This is a genomic window from Enterococcus sp. 6D12_DIV0197 (assembly GCF_002174385.1).
In the GTDB taxonomy this organism is placed as follows: Bacteria; Bacillota; Bacilli; order Lactobacillales; family Enterococcaceae; genus Enterococcus_D; species Enterococcus_D casseliflavus.
Genome location: NZ_NIBN01000001.1, coordinates 1,407,084 through 1,428,065, shown reverse-complemented (window position 1 = coordinate 1,428,065; position 20,982 = coordinate 1,407,084). Strand labels below are relative to the sequence as shown.

Annotated in this window: 24 protein-coding genes and 1 riboswitch; of the genes, 8 read left to right on the top strand and 16 right to left on the bottom strand. The window is 43.3% G+C overall.

The genetic code is table 11. The features are described 5' to 3' along the window. Nucleotides 1-40 precede the first annotated feature (40 nt). The 7 genes from A5867_RS06690 (at nt 41) to A5867_RS06660 (ending at nt 4,293) form a co-directional block, all read left to right on the top strand. Nucleotides 41-526, top strand: coding sequence for a tetratricopeptide repeat protein (locus A5867_RS06690; protein ID WP_087627184.1), 486 nt, complete (start codon nt 41-43; stop codon nt 524-526). A gap of 226 nt (nt 527-752) precedes the next feature. Next, complete coding sequence (locus A5867_RS06680) at nt 753-1,124, top strand: hypothetical protein (RefSeq protein WP_087627183.1); 372 nt, start codon at nt 753-755, stop codon at nt 1,122-1,124. Between the two features lie 117 nt (nt 1,125-1,241). After that, nucleotides 1,242-1,826: an AAA family ATPase gene (locus A5867_RS06675; RefSeq protein ID WP_087627182.1), complete on the top strand. Its 585-nt coding sequence runs from the start codon at nt 1,242-1,244 to the stop codon at nt 1,824-1,826. A 103-nt stretch (nt 1,827-1,929) separates the two neighbouring features. Beyond that, nucleotides 1,930-2,352, top strand: coding sequence for a glyoxalase (locus A5867_RS06670; protein ID WP_087627181.1), 423 nt, complete (start codon nt 1,930-1,932; stop codon nt 2,350-2,352). A gap of 213 nt (nt 2,353-2,565) precedes the next feature. After that, nucleotides 2,566-2,724 (top strand): hypothetical protein, encoded by a 159-nt coding sequence (locus A5867_RS17925; RefSeq protein ID WP_167823014.1) that lies wholly within the window; start codon nt 2,566-2,568, stop codon nt 2,722-2,724. Nucleotides 2,725-2,848: 124 nt separating this feature from the next. Beyond that, nucleotides 2,849-3,037, top strand: a complete 189-nt coding sequence (locus tag A5867_RS06665) for a hypothetical protein (protein WP_087627180.1) — start codon at nt 2,849-2,851, stop codon at nt 3,035-3,037. Nucleotides 3,038-3,441: 404 nt separating this feature from the next. Continuing rightward, nucleotides 3,442-4,293 (top strand): Rgg/GadR/MutR family transcriptional regulator, encoded by an 852-nt coding sequence (locus A5867_RS06660; protein ID WP_087627179.1) that lies wholly within the window; start codon nt 3,442-3,444, stop codon nt 4,291-4,293. Nucleotides 4,294-4,365: 72 nt separating this feature from the next. On the opposite strand, the gene A5867_RS06655 is transcribed toward A5867_RS06660, so the two are convergent. The 4 genes from A5867_RS06655 to A5867_RS06640 all read right to left on the bottom strand — a co-directional run bounded on the left by A5867_RS06655 (nt 4,366) and on the right by A5867_RS06640 (nt 8,092). Then, the gene (locus A5867_RS06655) at nt 4,366-5,592 is read right to left on the bottom strand and encodes a glycoside hydrolase family 3 N-terminal domain-containing protein (RefSeq protein WP_087627178.1); all 1,227 of its coding nucleotides are present in this window, start codon (nt 5,590-5,592) and stop codon (nt 4,366-4,368) included. A gap of 130 nt (nt 5,593-5,722) precedes the next feature. Further along, nucleotides 5,723-6,253, bottom strand: a complete 531-nt coding sequence (locus A5867_RS06650) for a folate family ECF transporter S component (RefSeq protein WP_005225551.1) — start codon at nt 6,251-6,253, stop codon at nt 5,723-5,725. Between the two features lie 26 nt (nt 6,254-6,279). Next, a riboswitch (THF riboswitch) is annotated at nt 6,280-6,381 on the bottom strand. A 231-nt stretch (nt 6,382-6,612) separates the two neighbouring features. Then, a complete protein-coding gene (locus A5867_RS06645; protein WP_005225550.1) occupies nt 6,613-6,795 on the bottom strand; it encodes a hypothetical protein in 183 nt (60 codons plus the stop codon). 31 nt (nt 6,796-6,826) lie between these two features. Next, nucleotides 6,827-8,092: an MFS transporter gene (locus A5867_RS06640; protein ID WP_087627177.1), complete on the bottom strand. Its 1,266-nt coding sequence runs from the start codon at nt 8,090-8,092 to the stop codon at nt 6,827-6,829. Nucleotides 8,093-8,314: 222 nt separating this feature from the next. On the opposite strand from A5867_RS06640, the gene A5867_RS06635 reads away from it, so the two are divergent. Continuing rightward, a complete protein-coding gene (locus tag A5867_RS06635; protein WP_015509334.1) occupies nt 8,315-8,971 on the top strand; it encodes a Crp/Fnr family transcriptional regulator in 657 nt (218 codons plus the stop codon). Between the two features lie 54 nt (nt 8,972-9,025). Here the strand turns inward: A5867_RS06635 and A5867_RS06630 are convergent, their stop codons facing one another. The 12 genes from A5867_RS06630 to A5867_RS06575 all read right to left on the bottom strand — a co-directional run bounded on the left by A5867_RS06630 (nt 9,026) and on the right by A5867_RS06575 (nt 20,928). Then, nucleotides 9,026-9,418, bottom strand: coding sequence for an OsmC family protein (locus A5867_RS06630; RefSeq protein WP_010747810.1), 393 nt, complete (start codon nt 9,416-9,418; stop codon nt 9,026-9,028). Then, nucleotides 9,415-10,305 carry an ATP-binding cassette domain-containing protein gene (locus A5867_RS06625; RefSeq protein WP_087627176.1) on the bottom strand — a complete coding sequence of 297 codons (891 nt, stop codon included), beginning with the start codon at nt 10,303-10,305 and terminating at the stop codon, nt 9,415-9,417. Before A5867_RS06625 ends, A5867_RS06630 begins: the two co-directional genes overlap by 4 nt. Then, nucleotides 10,305-11,183 carry an ABC transporter ATP-binding protein gene (locus A5867_RS06620; protein ID WP_087627175.1) on the bottom strand — a complete coding sequence of 293 codons (879 nt, stop codon included), beginning with the start codon at nt 11,181-11,183 and terminating at the stop codon, nt 10,305-10,307. Before A5867_RS06620 ends, A5867_RS06625 begins: the two co-directional genes overlap by 1 nt. A gap of 3 nt (nt 11,184-11,186) precedes the next feature. Then, nucleotides 11,187-12,017: an ABC transporter permease gene (locus A5867_RS06615; RefSeq protein ID WP_087627174.1), complete on the bottom strand. Its 831-nt coding sequence runs from the start codon at nt 12,015-12,017 to the stop codon at nt 11,187-11,189. Next, nucleotides 12,017-12,976 carry an ABC transporter permease gene (locus tag A5867_RS06610; RefSeq protein ID WP_002307597.1) on the bottom strand — a complete coding sequence of 320 codons (960 nt, stop codon included), beginning with the start codon at nt 12,974-12,976 and terminating at the stop codon, nt 12,017-12,019. The genes A5867_RS06615 and A5867_RS06610 overlap by 1 nt, the downstream gene beginning before the upstream one ends. Nucleotides 12,977-13,048: 72 nt before the next feature. Next, a complete protein-coding gene (locus A5867_RS06605; RefSeq protein WP_016613557.1) occupies nt 13,049-14,629 on the bottom strand; it encodes an ABC transporter substrate-binding protein in 1,581 nt (526 codons plus the stop codon). 50 nt (nt 14,630-14,679) lie between these two features. Continuing rightward, nucleotides 14,680-15,510 carry a MetQ/NlpA family ABC transporter substrate-binding protein gene (locus A5867_RS06600; RefSeq protein WP_087627173.1) on the bottom strand — a complete coding sequence of 277 codons (831 nt, stop codon included), beginning with the start codon at nt 15,508-15,510 and terminating at the stop codon, nt 14,680-14,682. Nucleotides 15,511-15,766: 256 nt separating this feature from the next. Continuing rightward, nucleotides 15,767-16,861 (bottom strand): aminotransferase class I/II-fold pyridoxal phosphate-dependent enzyme, encoded by a 1,095-nt coding sequence (locus A5867_RS06595; RefSeq protein ID WP_087627172.1) that lies wholly within the window; start codon nt 16,859-16,861, stop codon nt 15,767-15,769. Further along, entirely contained in the window at nt 16,851-18,050 is a 1,200-nt protein-coding gene (locus A5867_RS06590) for a PatB family C-S lyase (RefSeq protein WP_087627171.1), read from the bottom strand. Before A5867_RS06590 ends, A5867_RS06595 begins: the two co-directional genes overlap by 11 nt. Continuing rightward, nucleotides 18,040-19,008, bottom strand: a complete 969-nt coding sequence (gene metA / locus A5867_RS06585; RefSeq protein ID WP_087627170.1) for a homoserine O-succinyltransferase — start codon at nt 19,006-19,008, stop codon at nt 18,040-18,042. The genes A5867_RS06590 and metA overlap by 11 nt, the downstream gene beginning before the upstream one ends. Before the next feature lie 399 nt (nt 19,009-19,407). Further along, complete coding sequence (locus A5867_RS06580; RefSeq protein WP_087627169.1) at nt 19,408-20,178, bottom strand: C39 family peptidase; 771 nt, start codon at nt 20,176-20,178, stop codon at nt 19,408-19,410. Nucleotides 20,179-20,316: 138 nt separating this feature from the next. Continuing rightward, complete coding sequence (locus tag A5867_RS06575) at nt 20,317-20,928, bottom strand: hypothetical protein (RefSeq protein WP_005225537.1); 612 nt, start codon at nt 20,926-20,928, stop codon at nt 20,317-20,319. Nucleotides 20,929-20,982: the final 54 nt, after the last annotated feature.

The window sequence follows — 20,982 nt, the reverse complement described above, 5'->3', positions numbered from 1 at the left end:
CTAAGTCATTTTCTACTATTCGAAAAGGAGCTTCGAACCAATGAATGAACGACTAGCTGCTGCGATCCAACTGCGGACTGAAAAAAAACTGCAACAATCAAATGAACAATTGATTCAATTAGCTGCCGAAAATCCCCAAGATGCCTTCCTCCACTACCAAACGGCTTGGAGTTATGATCTTTTAGGGGAAGAACAACAGGCAATTCCTTATTATGAACAAGCAATCGCGTTAGGGTTATCAGAAAACGACTTGCCAGATGCCTACCTAGGTCTAGGCAGCACCTATCGTGCCCTCGGCAATTATCAAAAAGCCGAAGACGTGTTTTTACAAGCGATGAAGCTATTTCCAAAAAATCATGCTTTGCAAACCTTCTATGCCATGACACTGTTTAATCTCGCCGAGTATGAGCAAGCCACTAAACGATTATTGACCCTGCTTGCCGAAACCTCTAGCGATCCAGACATCCAGTCTTACCGACAGGCACTTTTGTTTTACGCGGATAAACTCAATGAGACATGGGCATAAATATACCCCATGAAGCAGCTCCTCTGCTCCCTTTTCTCGTAAAAGGGAGTCTTTCTTTTGAATATCTCGCGATCATCCTTTGCTACCACCGACTGTCCTTTGAACCTTTTCCTCCAAGCAACGCTACTCATCATTATCGAATCTTTCGATAAAAAACCAGTTGACGGCTCTCAATAAATCTGTTAGTTTATCTATGTTTTTTTAATAACAGATTGGAGGCATGACTATGCCCTTTATTGTCTATTTTTTCCTATCCTTATTGATCATTTATATTCCGACACCAACCCTTTTGCTGTTTTTTCAAAAACTCGCCTCGCAGCATGACAATCTGACGGCTTTCAGTAAACTTTTTCTATTATTGATGATCTTGCTAGATTATTACTTAAGCTATTATTGGTTAAAAAACTGCAAGGTCAAAAAAGCGCATTACCTTTATTTAGTCTTTGTCAATGTCTTCGAATGGCTGATCCACTTCTATCTTTATTCACGATTTGAAACGATCAATCTACTAGTCATTTTGTTGTTCCAGACTGTGCTTTTGTGCTGTATGATCTTTTTTCCTTTCTCGGAGAAATTTTGCTCATTCCTTTTTACCTAAAAAAAGAGCATCCTTGGTTTCCACATAAAAAAATCCAGCTTCTCAATCGTTTCTTTCTAAGAACTGATTTACACGCTAGCCCACCTTTGTTACGATTGATAAAAAGGATGTGTTGTGATGTCATTGATCGTCTTGATTGGCGCACAAGCCGCAGGGAAAATGACTGTGGGCAAAGAACTGGAAAAACGATTGGATGCAAAGCTTTTATTCAATCACCAGACCATTGATCTTTTTGCGAACTTTCTTGGCTATAGTCCCGCAGCATTCGCTTTGTCTAATCAAACACGGATCGAACTCTTCAAAGCCTTTGTTCAAAATGAAGCCAATAATACGACAAAATCAATCATTTTTACGGTCTTGATTGATTTCGATCAAGCGGGAGATTTAGCTTTTTTACAAGAGATCGCCCAACTATTTACCGATGCCCAGCAAAAGGTCTATTTTATCGAATTAGTGGCTGATATTGAGGAACGCTTAAAGCGCAATTGCCATGAGGACCGTTTAGCCGCAAAGCCTTCAAAAAGAGCGCTGGATTTTTCTAGAAACGAGCTTTTGTCTTCGTTTGAAAACTATCGCTTAGAAAGTCTGCCACAGGAATTAGCTACCCTTTTTCCAACGATTCCTTCGCTGAAAATCAACAATACCCACTTATCACCTGATGAAGTAAGTCAAACAATTATTGCCCATTTTTCCTTGACTTAAGTGCCAAAGAAACGCCATTTTCAAGCTTTGCTTCAATACGAAAATGTCTATTGACTTTGACGCTGCGTCAAGCGGTATCCTCTAATTAAGAGGAGGTGTCAAAATGAAAGTATATGTTATGCCAATGTTTTACCAATTGAAGACAAAATATATTGAACAATCATCAAAATGGTTTGCAGAAATCTTGGGGTTCCAGTCATTATATCAGTTTCGCAATCAAGAAAATCAAGTGACGATGGACCATCTGCGTCTTGCTGACTACCAAGATTTGATGCTGATTGCCGCAGACTCGTTCACTGTTGGCGATGGGGCAATTTTGAATGTAGCGATGATTGATCTTCAGAATATCGCTCAGAAAATTCCCGAAAAGTGGATCGTGGAACCTTTGATGGAAAAGCCTTGGAATGCCTTTGAAATGACCATCAAAGACCCCCACGGTTATTTGTTTACCCTAACAGAGGCGATAAGAAAAAACGAATCAGACTTTCAAACCTTGATGGACCAAACCAAGGATTACTTACAATAAAAAGGAACCGAGTAAGAAGGATGGCTTTCTTACTCGGTTCTTTTTCTCTTTGTATTACCAGCTATCTAATACATATATCCTTATAACACAAAGAGAATTATTACTCATATAAAACAAATAAAAAGAACACGGTTTATTTATTTTGAATACTTTCATTGTTTTTAATTCTGTTCAAATATATAATGGTTTTATCTTAATAAAAGGAGTGACGTAATGAACGTAAAAATAATTTCAAGTGGTTTTTCTGAAAAATCCTTTGAGAATAAAGTCAACCAGTATTTAGACTTTATTCAGGATAATGGTTTAAAAATTGTTGAGATTCAGTATCGCCCAAGTTTTTACGGCTATTCTGCCATGATCATCTACAACTGATCCTATACAATTCCTAAATCAGTGTAACGAATGATACACATCCCCCAAACGAAATTTTATCAACACCATATTTATTCACACCGACTTGAGAACATGTTACACTAAGCGAAAAGGAGGATTTCCTATGGAAAAGAAATCGCAGCTTCCGTGGTACAAGCGTAAAAAGTTCTACCTTCCAGTTGCCGTCGTCCTCGGCGTGATTGGGGTTCTTCCCAGTCTCGTCTCTCTTTTCGGGGTATCGATCGATGATGAATTCAATTCTGATTACTATTCTGATCCGAATGAACCAATGTTCAAGAAAAAACAAAACTGACTGTTGGGATGCCGTATGCAGGTTTTTTGACCAACAAAAAAAGAGCAATCACTCGCTGTTGTGTTTGCTCCTTTTTTAAATGGGATTCGGCAGACCTACGCACCTTGACAGGGTAAGCTGTTTGGGGAGAGGGCGTTTGAATGCGCGAATGAACAGTAACTTATTACGTGAAACCACTTATACTTTTTTCCTGTTAAAAAATCAATTGCTAACCAATCACAAAGGATCGATTATTTGAAGAAAGAAAAAACGTTAGCCATTAGTTCTACAACTTCCCAGGGAAAACTAAAAAAATCAAACATCCATTTCTCCTCCTTTAATTGACTTTCTTCAAGTTTACCCGCAAAATAAAGCTGTAACATATTTGGACTATTTTTCCGTCCACTTTTTTTAGGAGGGATTTTTTGAAGGCCAATGACTTGTTAAAAGAGTTACGAACGGAACGAAATATCTCACAGCGAAAATTGGTTGAGAACATTTCAGAACGCAGTACACTGGCAACCTTTGAACAAAAAGGGCACCGTATCGCCTTTGATATTTTGCACCAGTATTTGGACCGCTTAAATGTCACTTTGGAGGAATTTGAGTATCGCTTGGATGACAATCAAGTCAGCGAGAAAAAGCAGCTATCCAAACAGTTGACCACCGCTTACTATGAAAGCAAGTATTCTGAAGTCCTCTCTTTGATTAACAAAGCCCAAGCGCTGTATAAAACCACGAAGGATTTCTTCTATTATGTCCTGTATAGTCAATTCTTTTTGATTTTAGAGAAAAAAGGCGTGGTTACCGACGAGGAAGAACGGTGCATCATCGAAGCGACCATCAAGAAATATTTGGAACGCATCGACACGTGGGGAAAATTTGAAATCTCCTTATTTACCAATCTGCTCTTCCTCTTTTCTGACGAGTACATCTTGTATCAAATGAAACACCTGAATAAAAAAATTTTTTACAGCAATGCGTTAAGTATTAATTATCAAATCTACACAAAATTGCTGACGAATGCGGCTTTCTTGTTTATCGATCGCAAAAAACCTGCCGAGTTGGCGCATGTGCTGACGTATCTAGCCGATCACCTGCCGCTGGACAATGATCGTATCCGCTTGATGATTCGTTATTTCGAAGGCATCTACGCCTTGTTTCAAGGAGATCGTATGCTGGGAATGGCCACGATTGAAAAAGCACTGGATTATCTGCGTTTTATTGGGCAAGAAGCCTTTGCCAAAGAATTAGAGGCACTGGCTCAGAGTATCTAAAAAAACCTGCTGCTTCCTCTCAGTAAGAGAACGACTCTCTTACACGGAGGAAACAGCAGGTTTATTTTTTTCTTAAAGTACATGCAATGCTTCTTTCCAGAGCAAGACCCGTTTGACGGAAGCATTCAAATCAGCTTCTAAATAGCGGCCATCTTCAACCGCTTGTACCACAAAAGGAATCTGTTCTTGATAGGTAGAGGAGATCACTAGATCATTTCCCGCCTGCAACGCCTGTAATGCGGCTTCTTTTTGCGGAATGAACTCAGAAAGTCCTGCCATATCCAAGTCATCCGTCATGATGACCCCTTTAAAATGCAATTCATTTCGCAGCAGCTCATGCACGGGTTTTGAAATAGAGGCGGGTACGGTCTTATCGATACTATTGACGATCGTATGGGCGACCAAAATACTATTGGCACCAGCTTTGATCCCTGCGGCAAAAGGCAGAAAATCCGTTTCCCGCAGTGCAGATAGCGGGCGGTCATCGGTGACGATTTCGACATGCGAGTCACGATTGTTGCCATAGCCAGGAAAATGCTTCAAGGTAGACCCAACGTGGTGTTTCTGTAAAACATGAACCACACGTTCTACAAACGCACTCGTGCCCTGCGCATCCATGCCAATGGTTCGGTCGTAGATAAAGGACTGCGGATCAGTGGAAACATCGGCAACGGGAAACAGCCCAGCATTGATGCCATAAGCTTTTAAAATTTCCGCTTTCGTTGCTGTATCTTCTTCGATCGCTGACCATCCACCTTGGGCATACAGCTGTTGTGGTGAGAGAAAACGCTGATCCGTAAGGTTCGGATTGCGGCTGATGCGAGTCACTGTGCCCCCTTCTTCATCCATACCGATCAACAGCGGAATGGCGCTGGCTGCTTGGTAATCTGAAATTTTCTGTTTCAAGCTCTCCGCCGTCTCATTTTCGGTATCACGGCCGAATAACAGATAGCCACCAAAGTGATACTTTTGAAGCTCTTCGATTTGATTGCTTTCTGGCACACGCACAAAAAACAATTGCCCGACCTTTTCCTCCAAACTCATCGTGGCGATTTTTTCTGCTATTGCCTCTTCTGGCTGTTCTTGCGTGGAAGTTGAAACAGAAGTTGACGTGGAAACTGAGGTGGTTTCCTGACTTTCCCTGCTTTCTTCCTGTGTTTCGTCCCTCAAGCTGCTTTGCTGGATCATGGCTGGCTCTTCGGTTTGCTGTTTTTGCTGTTCTATCATCCACTTCATCCCTCCCATTGCTGCTAAGACCAAGAAAAGAAACAGTCCCATAGCGAGTCCTTTTTTATTCATAGGTTCCCCTTCCCCTCTAAACAAGTTATTGAGAATGATTAAGCCAATCCTTAGAAAGAAAAAAGTGAACCACTGACGAAATATTCGCAGATGATTCACTTCAATGGATGTTATCGTTCTTTTTTACTCGTTAAACGAACCGTCGGATCAGCCGTTTGTATGGTACCGCACGCCCTACGATGTAAATCAACGCAGTTTGTATCGGGAACATGATGACTGCTTTTAGCAAGCGGACCGACCAGATCGCCCAGCTTGTCAAAGGAATATTCAGCATCATAGCTAACCAGATCGGTGTTAAGATCAAGGTTATTAAAAGTGTATTTAACAAGACGACCATCGCCGCTCGTTTTAATGTGACTTCTTTCCGATAAAAGAAGTAGCCATAAATCAGTCCACCAACGAAGGCATTGATGGTAAAGCCGAAAAAGTAGGCTGATTTTGGAAAAATCACCATTCCTGCGATATCGGCTAATGAGGAGCCAACTGCTGTCCAAAACGGACCAAACAGCATACCCATGATCAGCTGTGGTACAAAGGAAAATGTGATTTTGATATAGGAGGTTTCAAACCCCAAGATTTGCGACAAGACCACCATTAAGGCAATCAAAAGTCCCATGACCGCAATCATGTGTGCATCGACTTTTCTTTTCATAGCGAGCATCTCCTTTTAGAGTTGCTACAAATTCATGCAGCGAATGCGAAAATAAAACCGCGAACGAATGATCGTTCTTCGTCCGAAAGGCAACATCCCATCCTTTCAGCACTTAACGCTTTATTTCCTACTCTGATTTTTTTAGGTATTGCTACCCAGACACACTATAGCATACAAGCGCGGACTGCTACAATTTTTCTTGCTTATTTTCTTGTACAAAATCTGCCAATGTTCGCTTTTCTTTTTTTGTGCATCAAAAAAACGCTTTTCTCATGTGAATCTTTCTACCACCAGTAGGTGAGCAGGAAACATTCTCAAAAAAAAGCGTTCATTCCTGTTTCTTGTTTCCTTTCAAGCCTTATGACAATTTACCCAATCAGATTGTCATTGATCAATACCGATTTGATGTCGCGTAATTGATGATCGATAGCAAGCTGCTCATGGGTCATTGTTGCGGTAACCTCTTTCATGGCATGCATTTCTTCATTCAATTCGTTGATATTCGTTACTAATTTGTTCAATGCTTCAATAATCAATTGATTGTTATCCATGGTGAAACACTCCTTTTTGTAATGGTTGAGGTTAGTCTTCTTCGTTGATTGGCTGCTTCATCGTACCAACGGCGGCAACTGCGCGTTTCGTTTTATAAAACAATTTGTATAAAACAAGAACGACGACTGGGATCAGTCCGCATAAGATGTAGATTTGCGAATAATCAAACAGACCGTGTAAGCTTCCTAGTGCATAGGGACCTACGCCTAAGCCGAGATCCAGCCCGATGAAATAAGTGGAGAGCGCTACGCCGACACGGTGAGGATCGACTTCTTTCAGACAGACAGCTTGGCCATTGGACATGAAGGTGCCATAGCCCAAGCCGACAAAGCAACCCGCAAGCAACAACATCCAGCTGTTGCCAGTAATACTCAATAAGAAAAGACCCAGGGTCAAGAATAGAAAGCTAGGATACATGACCGCATCTGCGCCATGACGGTCAAACAGTTTGCCCGTCATTGGCCGTGTGAAGGTCACAGAAAGTGCATAGACGATGAAGAAAAAGGCACCGGCCGTTTCCAACCCAAGGTCACTGGCGTAGATCGATAAGAAGCCGAGAACGCTGGAATAAGCCAACCCGATCAAAAAGGCAATCCCAGAAATGAAAAAAACTTTTGGTTCGACAAAACTTTTGACGGACCATTTTTGCAGCTGTGCTTTGTGTTCTTCCGTCAATGGGATGTTTTTGACTGGGAACCAGAAACAAGCGATGGCTGTTGCGATCGATAAAATAGTTGCTAACCAAATAATGAAATCAAAGCCGACCGTCGGTAGTAATAGCATACCAATAAAAGGTCCGACCGCCGCTGCTAAACTAGTACTTAATCCATAGTAATTGATCCCTTCGCCATGTTTGGAAGCTGGGATATAAGCGGTGACGATCGCATTAGCCGCAGTCGAGACGGCACCATAAGCAAAGCCATTGAAAAAGCGCACTGCATCTAAAATATAAATGTTGACTGAGACCAAATAAGCAGCGGTGGTAATGACATAAAACACTATCCCCCAGCGCAAAACGGCTTTACGACCAACTAATTCTAAAATTTTCCCAACATACAAGCGAGCGATCAAGGTCCCGATAATGTAGATCCCCGCTGCCAAGCCAGCTTGTGCAGTGGATGCCCCTAACTCCTGCGTGGCAAATTTCGCGGTGATGACGACAAAACAATAATACACGAGAAAGACGATAAAATTGATCAAGGTAATCGTGATAAACCCTTTGTTCCATAGTTTTTCATTTTTAGTTGACGGCAACGAGCTGACGACTCCTTCTTGATTGGTTTCCCTATCTGACATGTTTCTTCCATTCCTCCTGTTTGTGCTGTGATGCGTTTTACTATACCGAAACTTCCTCTGCTTGAAATGCGCTTTTGCTGTTAAAAAAGAGCATTAACAAGAAACATTAACATTTGTTATTGCTTTTTCACCAGAAATGTCTTTTAATGAAGCATGAATAGAGGAAATTTCAGATTTTTTTCAGAAAATGTTGGGTTGGCATGAAGTGAAGGAGTAACGTGGGTGGAGAAACAGATATTACGTGATTATTTAGAAAAACAAGCAATACCGGTCGTTATCCGTAAGAAAAAGAGTTACTTGACATATGAAGGCATCCCGGATCGGTACGTCTATATTTTAAAAAAAGGCATCATCAAAACTAGCGTAGTGACCCATGAAGGGCGCGAATTCAACTTGCGCTATTTGACGGATTTTGAGATCGTCTCTTTGTTTAAAGACGAATCCTCTCAAGAAGTCGAAGCCCCTTTTAATGTGCGGGTTGAATCAGAAGAAGCCGAATTATACAAAATCGTGCGGGATCAATTTTGGGCAGATGTCAATCGTGATCGCCTGCTGCAGGATTATGTCAAAGAGTATTATCGAAGAAACTTGATGGATACGATGAAAAAGATGCAGCAAATGCTGATGAACGGCAAATTTGGTGCTGTCTGTACCCAAATCAATGAGCTGTATGAAACGTTCGGAATCAAGACAACAGATGGTGTCTTGATTGACTTTGAAGTCACCAATGAGGAGATCGCTCGCTTTTGCGGCATTACCTCTGCCAGCAGTGTCAATCGAATGATGCAAAAATTACGAGAATCTGGCGCCCTAAAAAGTGTCGATCGCAAACTATTAGTGACAGATATCGACTTTATTCGGGAGAATATTATTTATTGATCAAAAAAAGACTTTGTACGCCTATTGATTTCAGGCACACAAAGTCTTTTTCGATTAAATAAACGTCACCGTTTCCGTCACTTCGATCGCTGGATCTAATGATTGGATCACGGGGCAATTTGGTGAAACGAGTTTTAGGCAACGGGTCGCTTTGTCATGGTCGGCTTCAGCGATTTTCGCATAAAACTGAATGTGGATGGCACTGACTGGTTGGGCTTTTTTGTTGTCGTCCCGGTCATAGCTGACTTCGATCTTTTCGATTTCTGCTGTGATTTTTGAATTCTCTAGGACGGATGCGTATACATAGCCGCCGCAAGCAGCGACCGCACTCACCAGCATTTGGACTGGCGAATAGCCTTTTTCCCGTGCTAATACCCAATTGCCAGTTGGGGTCGTCATTTCAAATTTGTCGCTTCCTTGATGGATCGTCAATGTTTCTACTGTCATCGTTTTTCTCTCCTCACAAAATGATCTGGTTCAACTTCGACCCATTCATACAATGGTGTCAAAGTAATCGTGCTTTGAATCTCCGTTTGTTCCATCGCACCTCTTGCTAAAACAGGATCAGCGATCGGCGCTGCTGCTAATAATTTCTTCGTGTAAGGATGCAGCGGATTGTCAAACAAACGGTCGGTGGGTGCCAATTCAACTAATTTCCCTTGATACATGACGGCTGTTCGGTCACTGATATGACGAATCACGGACAAGTCATGGGAAATGAACAAATAAGACAACGAAAACTCTTTTTGCAGACGCAGCAGCAATTGGATGATCTGAGCCTGAATGGAGACATCTAATGCCGAGGTCGGTTCATCACACAAGACGAACGCCGGGCGATTGACCACCGCACGAGCGATGCCGATCCGTTGCCTTTGTCCGCCGCTGAAACTGCGGGGCAGTTTATGGACATCATCACCCGTGATCCCGACGATCGCTAAGATTTCTTTGGCTTTCACTCGGGCAGCATCTTTCGTTTCATGATACAACGGCTCCATCACCAGTTCAAGTGCCGTCATGCGGGGATTCAATGATGAATACGGATCTTGGAAAATGATCTGCATTTGCTGATACGCTGCTTTGCGATCTTCTGCCGTCAATGCTGTTAGCTCTTTGCCTTCGAAGAAAATCTCCCCGCTTGTTAAGGTCTCTAAATTTAAAATACTGCGTCCTAAAGTGGTTTTCCCACTCCCAGATTCCCCTACTAGCCCCAATGTCTCGCCCCGATGGATCGTTAGGCTGACATCTTCGACCGCTCGGACTTCACTGACAGTGCCGCGCCAGTTTTTGCTGCGAAAGGTTTTCGTCGCATGTTCTACGCGAATCAGTTCTTCCATTATTCTGTCACCTCCTGATTGCGCCAAACGCGATGGGTCTTAGATAACTGCGTTTCTTGCAACTCATCTGCCAATGTCTCATGATAGTCAAAGACTTTTAATTCGGCATGCTTGTCGCCTAAATGGGCCGCTTGCAATAATTGTTTCGTATAAGGATGCGCAGGTTGATAAAAGATTTCTTCTGTGGTGCCTTCTTCCACGACTCGACCTTGATACATCACTTTAATAAAGTCGCACATTCCTGCAACGACCCCAAAGTCATGGGTCACAAGGACGACGGAAAGCTGGTTCTCTCTTTGCAGGTTTTTGATCAATGCCAAAATCTGTGCTTGGATCGTCACATCTAAAGCCGTCGTCGGTTCATCTGCGATCAGTAATTTCGGTTGCGCCAATAAAGCCATGGCGATCATCACCCGCTGACGCATCCCTCCTGATAGCTCGTGGGGATATTGTTTCATACGTTGTGCTGGAAAAGGTATGCCGACTTTTTCTAACTCTTTGACGGCGATTTCTTGAGCTGCTTTTTTCGATACGTTTTGTGAGCGGCGAATCACTTCGATCAAATGATAGCCAATCGTACGCAAAGGATTCAACGAAGTCATCGGGTCTTGAAAAATCATGGCGATCGGTAATGTTCGACGATCGGTCACTGCTGCTCCTTCAAATGTATAACTGGCATAGTGATCGGTCACCTTATCAGGCAAAAGACCCATGACACTTTTCATGGTCATACTTTTGCCACTACCAGATTCGCCGACGATCCCAACCACTTTGCCTTTTGGAATCACTAGATCCAGCTTTTTGACTAACGGTTTCGGACCGGTTTTGCTGTGAAACGTCACATTCAACGCTTCGATCGCTAACAATTCTGTCTTCATCGGTCACACCTCCCTTTGCAAGACATGTTTGATCATGTCGCCGATGTTGTTGAAGGAATAGATGGTGAAAATAACAAAGAGCCCTGGAAGGATCGCCATGTATGGTGCCCGCTGCAAGCTGTTTTGCGCATTTTGCAACAGACTGCCCCACGAAGCCATCGGCTGCTGAATGCCTAATCCGAGGAAGCTCAATGCTGATTCGGTCATGATCGCCCCAGAAATACTTGCGGATGCCGCAACGATCAAGGTTGGCAGTACTGCTGGGAAAACATGCTTCACGATAATACTGAATGAAGAACGACCGATAAATTTCCCGTAAGCAACATACTCCCGTTCTTTCGCTGCTAACGTTTCACCCCGAATCAAACGAGCGATGTTCATCCATGAAAACCCGCCGATCACAATAATGATCGTGGTTAGTCCAGGACGTAAAAAGACGCTCAAAACGATCACTAACACCAGCCAAGGAATTGATGACAACACATCGACGAGCCGCATCAGCAAGTTATCGATCCATCCGCCAAAGTAGCCAGAAACAAGACCGACAAGGGTCCCGATAAACGTCGCAGTGATCATTGCCAACACACCTACAAACAAGGACACCCGACCGCCGTAGACGACCCGAATAAAGTAATCCCGGCCCACTTCATCGGTCCCAAACAAATGAGCCCAGCTCGGTGGCTGTGACATGTTGCTGACATCCGTTGCATTGGGATCGATCGGGATCAAAGGCGCAACGAGCGATAACACGACCAATAACGTCAAGAAAACGACAGAAAAAGTATAGATGGGCGAAGCAAGCATGACTTCACTGATTTTTTTGAAACGTTTCATTACTTGCTCCCTCCTTTACGGATACGTGGATCAACCACGGAATATAATACATCCGCTAACAAATTCCCTAAGATGACCAGTGTTGCTGACAGCAGCATGATCGCCATGATCACAGGATAATCGAGGCTTTTCGTTGCACTCATCAAGTAAGGTCCGACGCCCGGCCAGCCGTAGATCGTTTCTGTAATGATCGCACCGGTAACTAACATCGGTAACGCCAAGCCGATTTGGGTGACAACGGGAATCAAAATATTGCGACTAATGTGACGACTGAAGATCTGCCATTTGCTGGCGTGGAATGCCCGTTGCACCATCACGTAGTCTTCTGATACTTGCTGAGTCGCTGATGCCCGAATATACCTTGTCAAATCTGGGAAGAAGGCGACAGTCAATGTGATATAAGGCAAAATAAAGTGCTGCAGAAAATCGCCAAAATCCCCTTCTTTGCCGACTGTATACATGCCAATGATCGGGAACATATTCAATAAGTAACCAAATACATAAATCAAGATCATCGCAAACCAGAAGGTCGGCACGGCGATCCCTAGAGATGCTACAGCGTCAATGATCCGATCCCAAATCTTTCCTTTGTTGGCAGCGGCTAACAGACCTAAAATGATCGCCAGCAATAAAGCCGTCAAATATGCAGGGATCACTAGCCGCATCGTATTCGGGATCCGAGTCGCAAGTTCTTGTGAAATGCTGCTTTGAGAAACCAACGAAAAGCCAAGATTACCAGTAAGAACATTTCTGATCCAAAGAAAATATTGAACCAAAAAGGGTTGATCCAAGCCATATCGCTGCCGCAACAGATCGATTTGCTCTTGTGACATATTCGGTGTCGTGATGGAATCGATCACATCATACGGGGCGATATGTATTAGTGAAAATACGATAAAAGAGATCACAAATAGCAAAGGGATTGCTTGCAATACTCGTTTTGCAATATATCGAAACATAACTGACCTACTTTCTTTTTCATAGAAAAAAGCTGTGATAAAAAAGATTCCTCTTTATCACAGCCAATGGATTTACTTGATTGTCAATTTAGACATATCTTCGAATGTATAGATTGGGATCAAACCTGCATCTTCTACATTACCAATTCGGTTATTGACCGCTAGGATTTTCTTGTTGTCAACGATTGGGTAAATGATCGCTTCGTCAGCAATGGCCTTTTGCAAATCATCATACAATGCTTCACGTTTGTCCGTGTCTAATTCAACTGCTGCTTGGGCAAACAAATTGTCAATGGTTTCGCTATTGCTTTGGAAGTAGTTGGCACTACCGCCAGTTTCAAATAGACTGCCGTATAAGTCAGGGTCATTTCCCATGATATACCCACCAAGGAATAAGTTGTACTTCGTTGAATCAGGTTTCTTCAACTCGGTAAAGATCGCTGTACCATCGCCACCTTCAAGTGTAACCGTTATGCCTGCTTGTTGCAATTGTTGTTGGATCAACGTAGCTTGGATCGTTTGGGCTGGATCGGTTGAGTTGAAAGCCAAATTCAATGACAAATCAGTCACCCCAGCTTCTTGTAAAAGTTCTTTTGCTTTTTCAGCATTCGTCTCATATTTTTCAACATCATCAGTAACGTATGGATTGTTTGGTGGCAAGAATGAATATGGTGTTGCGTAATACTCTTCATCTAAATACGCCGCTTGATTTAATTCATCTTTGTTCAACGCATAGAGAACTGCTTGTCGAACTTTCACATCTTGCAAAGCATCTGAGTGAGTGTTCAAGCCTAGATAACCGACACGGTTTTCAGTATAAGGATAAACAGAGATCTGCTCATCATCTAAATCTTCAATATCTGAAGGCAAGACAACGGCTGCATCCACTTCCCCTTTTTGCAAAGCGACTTTCGCAGTATCGGTACTTTCGATGATGCGCAACGTCACATTTTGAATCGAAGGCTTGCCGCCATAATAGTTTTCATTGGCTTCAAAAGTAAAGTACTCACCACGTTTGTATTCTTTCAGTTGATACGGACCAGTGCCGACTGGTTTTTCAGGCAGTTCACTGACAGAGAAGTCGGTAACATCTTTAAAGATATGCTCGGGAATGATGTATGTTTCGGTTGCAATATTGCTGATCGCTGCCGCACTCGGTGTCGGCAACACGAATTTGACGGTGTATTCATCCACTTTTTCGATCGCGATTGGTTGGTCGTCGACCCAAAGGGAATCGGCATTGCCATTTTCTTTTTTGACTTTTTGTTCATATGTGAAAACAACGTCATCGGCGGTAAAGTCTTCGCCATCTGACCATTTCACATCTTGTTTCAAATGTACTGTCAATGAAAGGCCGTCTTCAGCTGGTTCCACTGATTCTGCCAACGCATTTTGTGTTGTTCCGTCTGCTTCCACTGTAACTAGTGGAGAATAGATCATGTTTGTCACTGTCAATCCCCAACGATCACTGGTGTTGATCGGGTTAGTGGACGATGGGTCCCCGCTGATCGCATAAGTGAATGTTGAATCATCCCCAGCTCCAGCTGCACTACTGGTTGACGTTTCTTCTGTATTTGATCCACCGCAGGCTGCTAGAACAAATCCTAGTCCAACGACGGCAACACTTGCTAAACCTTTTTTCCAATTGATCATTTTTCCATCCTACTTCCTGTTCCTATATAGTAATAGTCGTTTTTAACTTTCTATTCCCATACAGGTATACTAGATTTCTTTGTTACTTCCTCGATGATTGCTTTTACTTCATCGGTCTGATAATATCGAACGACCGTTTGGTAAACGTCATTGTCTGCTTCGTCTGCTCGCGCAGCGATCACATTATAATAAGGCTTGGAGGAATCAGCCACAGGTTCTAAGAAAATCGCATCTTCTGTAGGAACCAAGCCAGCATCGACTGCCATGCCGTTGTTGATCAAAGAGATGTCGACATCGGTCATTGCCCGAGCCGTTTGATTGGAATCAAGCAGCTCAAATTTCAAGGCTTTGGGATTCTCAGTGACATCACTGGTTGTTGGCAGTAACCCTTTTGATTCATCCAAAGTGATCAAACCAGCCGTTTGTAAGAGTAATAGTGCGCGGCTTTCATTTGACACATCATTGGGTAAAGCCACCGTAGCACCATCTGCCAATTCGCTGACATCAGTGATTTTATCGGAATAAATACCAAGTGGGTTTAATGTCGTATACGCAATCGTCGTGTTGGAATAACCACTTTCTTCGTTGACATTATCCATAAAAATTTCCGTCAATGCTGCGTGAAGATCGATTGACCCATCCTCTAGTGCGACGATTGGTTGGCGATAATCGGTGAACTTCACCAGTTGCAAGTCGATATTTTCGTTTTCCTTCAATTCTTCCTGCACATGTTCCCAGGCTTCATTTTGTTCGCCAACGACACCTAATTTGACGACGGTCGTTTCTTCATCCGCTTGGTTGGTGCCACAGGCAGCCAAGCTAAACAAGGCAAGCAGCCCAATCACTCCTGTCGTCAACACATTTACTACATTTCTTTTCATCCCTTTTTTCCCCTTTTGTTCCCTCCTCAGATCAATCGTCCTATTTCCTTGTCGAATGGCCCAACTAGACCAATTTCCCCTCTGTTTCTCAAAACAACCTACTTTTTCAAAGGAGAAATGGTTAATCCCTGTTGCCGTCAACCGAAAACATCGGACTCACTATTCATATGTAGTGTAACTTTATCCTATACAACTAAAACTGTCAATAAAATTACTCTACAAAAGTAAGTTTTTCACTAGCTGATCTGTGGTTGGGTTATTTGAATATCTTCAGTGCATTTTCTAAGTCATCGATCAAATCTTTACTACTTTCGATCCCAATGGAGATCCGTAAAAGATCCGGCGTCAATCCATAAGATTCTCGTACCTCTTGAGGAATATCTGCGTGGGTCTGTGTCGTTGGATACGTGATGAGACTTTCCACACCACCCAGGCTTTCCGCAAAGGTAAAGACCTTTAATGCCGCTAAAAAGCCGCTGATTTTGGTTTCATCAAGCACCCGAATACTGATCATCGCCCCTGCATTTGGGTACAACACCTCTTTGATCGCCGGATGGGCTCGTAAAAAGCGGCCAACTTCCTTGGCGTTGGCTTCTTGCCGTTCAAAGCGCAACGGCAGCGTCTTTAAACTTCGGATAAATAACCACGTATCAAAGCTGCTCAAGGTCGGGCCTGAAGTATTAGCTAAATAATTCAAGCGCTCCCCTACTTGCGCATCTTTGGCGATGACGACGCCAGCCAAAATATCATTGTGACCTGATAAGAACTTGGTGCCTGAATGGATCACCAGATCCGCGCCTTCTTCTAAGGGCAACTGCCGTAACGGCGTCAAAAAGGTATTATCTACGATCAGTAGCGACCCATGGTCGTGAGCAAGCTTGGCGGTTTCAGCAATATCCGTCACGGTCATCAAAGGATTCGTTGGGGTCTCTAAAAAGACAGCCGTTACCTCGTCAGTTAGTTTTTCACTTAATTCTGTTACAGTGCTGAAGGTATCAAAGAATGCCCGTTGGCTTTTTTCCAATTCCGCAAAATAGCGAAAGCTGCCGCCATACAAATCACGAGAAACCAAAAAGCGACTCCCGCTGGTAAATAAGTCAAAAATCAAAGCGATCGCACTCATGCCAGAGCTGGTCACTACTGCCCGAGCTCCTTTTTCTAATTCAGCAAGACCTGCTTCTAAGATATCACGGGTCGGGTTTTTGGTACGGGTATAATCATAGCCTGTACTTTGCCCTAACTCAGGATGAGCAAAGGTCGTGGAAAGATAGATCGGTGGGCTGATCGCCCCAGTTTGCTGATCCGAATGATTGCCTAATTGTGCCAGAAAAGTTGCTGTATCAATCGTCATGTCGTTCCTCCTTTTTGATTGCCTCGATCATGCGATCAAGGGCTTCTTGAATGATCGTCGGTGTTGTCGCAAGATTCAGACGAATCAAGCCCTGACCGCCTTGTGAAAACCATTCCCCATAGTCGACTGCCAGACCGGCAGTATCTTGGATCACGTGCTTGGTTCGTTCTTTGGCAATGACTTGCCGCAGATCCACCCAGAGAAGATAGGTTCCTTCTAATGGCAGGAGCTCAATTTTGGGAAATGCTGCTTGCAGTTGCTGGCGGACCATTTGTTCATTGGCAGCAATCACCAAAAGCAGGTCCGCTAGCCATTGATCCCCCGATTCATACGCGGCTTTCGCAGCCACCAATCCCAAACGATTGACTTCCGTCTGCTTGTATTGTCGGCACCACTCCTCATAGGCTCTACGCATCTCTAAAACAGGAATCCAAACATGAGAGAGCAATAATCCTGCTAAGTTGAAGGTTTTTGAGGGCGAATCCAGAACGATCAGCTTCTCAAAGCCGACCCCCTGTGCCACTGTCACGGCTGAAACAAATTGCTGCTCACCGAGTATCAGCTCACGATGGATCTCGTCGGCGATCACGACAACCTCATGTTTTTGGCAAATGGCCAATAACTGATGCAGTTCTTTCTCTTGCCAGACCCGCCCTACTGGATTGTGAGGGGAGCAGAGAATAAATAGTTTCACTTTTTCTTCAATGATTTTGGCTTCAAAAGCAGCAAAATCGATTTGATAAGAATTCCCCACCTTTTGCAAGGGTGCTTCTATCAAGCGCCTTTTCGTCTCTTTGATGCTGTCAAAAAAGGGATAATAGACGGGCGGCTGGATCAAGATGCCATCGTCTGGTTCTGTGAAACAATGAAGCAAATCAACCAAAGATTGGACGACCCCTGTGGAAAACGAGAGCCATTTTTCTTCGAATTTCGTCCCCCAGTGGCGATCTTGCCAAGCTTGATAGGCTAAAAAATAGCCTGAGGGGGGAATCGCATAGCCAAAGGTTCCTTGAGCAACCAGTTGCTGCAAGGCTTCTTCCACTGCCTTTGGCGCAGCAAAATCCATATCAGCTACCCATAAAGGCAAAAGCTTTTCTCCTTGGAACCGTTGATCCACAAGATCCCATTTTAAAGAATCAGTGCCTTTTCGCTGTCTAGCATAGTGGGAGAGAAAATGCTCAATCGTCATTGATACTCACCCGACCTTCTGGCTCACTGCCAATTCGGTAACCTTCTTTCGTCGGCGTGACGGACAGGTCATACGGCGTTCGCAAATAGGTTTCATTGATCCAATTGCTGAAAAACAAAGAGGCATGTCCCCGCCAATGGTTGGTAATTTTACCGCCTAAACGGTCATAGGCAAAGTAATTTTTGGGCAATGCGGTAGCTAAGCCCCGTTCCATGTCTCGCAAGTACTCTTCATTCAAGGTCGTTGTGTGGTATTCAAAATGCCCTAGCAAGAAGGCATTTTTATGATCTTCTGATACGAAGATGGAAGGCCCTGTTTCAACACCCGCTGCCAAGATTTCTAAAGGCGCCTGGGCGAGCTGGCCTTCATCGATGCCAGTATAGCGCGAATGGGGCGTATAAAAGACGTCGTCAAAACCGCGAACGAGCGGATGAAAATGCGTGACTGCTTGTTCGAAGACACCGAACAATTTGCTTGGGTACAACACTTTGTCGATACCATAATGGTAATAAAGACCAGCTTGTGCCCCCCAACAAATATGCAGGACTGAAGTGCAATTCGTCTGGCTCCAATCCATGATCTCTTGCAGTTCTTGCCAATAATCAATGGCTTCAAAGGCCATTTTTTCAACAGGGGCACCAGTGATGATCAAGCCGTCGAATCGTTGGGACTGGATCACTGAGAATTCTTGATAGAACTTTTCCATGTGATCGACAGACGTGTTTTTACTTTCGTGGTACTTCATTTTCAGTAAAGTTACTTCAATTTGCAGCGGACTTTGGGAAAGCAGGCGCAGCAATTGATTTTCTGTGGCGATCTTTTTCGGCATTAAATTGACGATTGCGATCTTCAAGGGACGAATCTCTTGTTTCGCCGCTTTATGCTGCAGTAAGGCAAAGACATTTTCTTTTTGCAGGACCGCTGCAGCGGGTAGTTCTTTGGGAATAATGATCGGCATTGCTTCAACTCCTTACAGTTAAATTTCTTGTTGAAGAGAAGGCGAATAGTTTCCGCTGTGAAAAACAAAAAAAGCCGCCCTTTTATCCTTACGGATAAAAGGGACGACTTGATGCGCGTTACCACCCTAATTCGTGCTATTCTCACAAATAACACCTCAACAGTACACTATGATACTTGGCGCTGTAACGGGCGCATGCCGTTTTGCTGGCGTGAACCAACAAAAAAACTCAGAGTTCATCTTCACTGATCACCGCATGTCTCCTTTTTCACCAACCGGAGTCTCTGTACCTTTGTTGATCTGCTACTCTTCTCTTCAACGTTATCGATTTCTTTGTTTAATTTTAAAAAATTATAATTGTTTTTTCATTTACTGTCAACGGAAAGTTAGGGGTTTTTCTTAGATTTCTTCTAAATATAAGTATTGCTGACCCATTTTTTCATAGATCGTTGCTAAGTCTTCTTTGCTGACTTCACGATCCTTATGCCCATAAGGGTCGTTGACATACATCGTCTCACCATCGATGCCTGTGATCACCACCGAATGGATCAATGCCGTCACAAGAATTTCACCATTTTGGGTATTCCATTGAAAGAAATCAGCATCGGTCGGTACTTGTAATTCTAACGTCGCAATCATCCAAACTGGTTTCCCAGATTGTAGTACTTTGACGATCTCATCAAAGCTTTTGTCTCGTCCACTAATGACTTCGTATTGCTCTTTTACAATCCTTTCGGCGACATCGGTGATCGGTTCTACGTCAACCCCCATCGCGCTATCGCCGCCATAGATGTTTCCAACAAAGCCTTCTCGTGGATCTCCATGGTGATAATAATCCTCATAAAGCGGGACATACGCTAATTCTTCCGCCAATTGATTTTTATTGGTATCAAATCCGTAAAAATTCAAGAGCATCGATAAAGCCGTTACCTCACAGCCGTTCCCTAACGCCACTTCATCGAATTGATTTTCTAACGGAACATCCAATTGAATAACCTCACTGTATTCAGGCTCTGGTGTTTGTTCTTCATCCGAAAGTGCTAGTGTCAATTCATCCTCTATCTTTTCAAAGGGGGACTGCCCGTTCTTACTGTCATAAAAAATCAGCAGAAAGAAGAGCATCAAGACGAACATACCTAAAAGTAACCGTTTTAACTTTTTCTTCTTCATCTACTTCCTCCTCTTGTATATTATAACTTATTTCTGTTTATTATTTCACTATAATAAACTTTTTAGGAAGGAGTATTTTCTTAATCTAAACACAAAAAAATAGACCCGTTTAGGCAGCGGGTCTATTCAAACTGGCGCTTATGCTGCTTTCTTCTGTTTCTGAATAAAGCGTCCTTTTGCTTTCGAAAACGAACGAATATCAAATTGTTTGCTTAAGGCACCTGCAACAAAATAAGCCAAATTGAAATCGATCAAGCTATGGATCAAACCGCCGATCCCCATCAAAACGAACAAGAAATAGTAGAAATTACCATCGAATGCGGTCCCTGGTACATTTCCTGTGAAGTAAAAGGCGGCAACGACTGCCATTTCTACGGCAGAATGGATCAGTCCGATAATCAAGTTAAAGCTCTGAAATTTGATATTCAATAAAGAGGGTTTGCCATTCTTCAGTAAAATATCTGGGTGCTTCTGTAAATAAAAGGCACCGATGACGGCAAAAACAACATGGGACAATGCCCGTAAAGCAATGATTGGTGGCAGTGTTAAGAAAAAGCCAAAGGTCGTTCCTAAAGCTACCGCGATCGCCATCGCAGGTGAAAAGAACATCGCCACAAAGACGGGCACATGGCTAGCTAAGGTAAAAGATGCTGGTCCGATGACGATTTTGGGCATTACCATGGGAATGACGATCCCCATGCCGATCAACAATGCAGCGATCGTTAAATGGCGGATGGAATGATTTTTCATTTATACTCTCTCCTTCAATGTGTCATGACAGTTCTGTCTTGCTTATTCTACTGG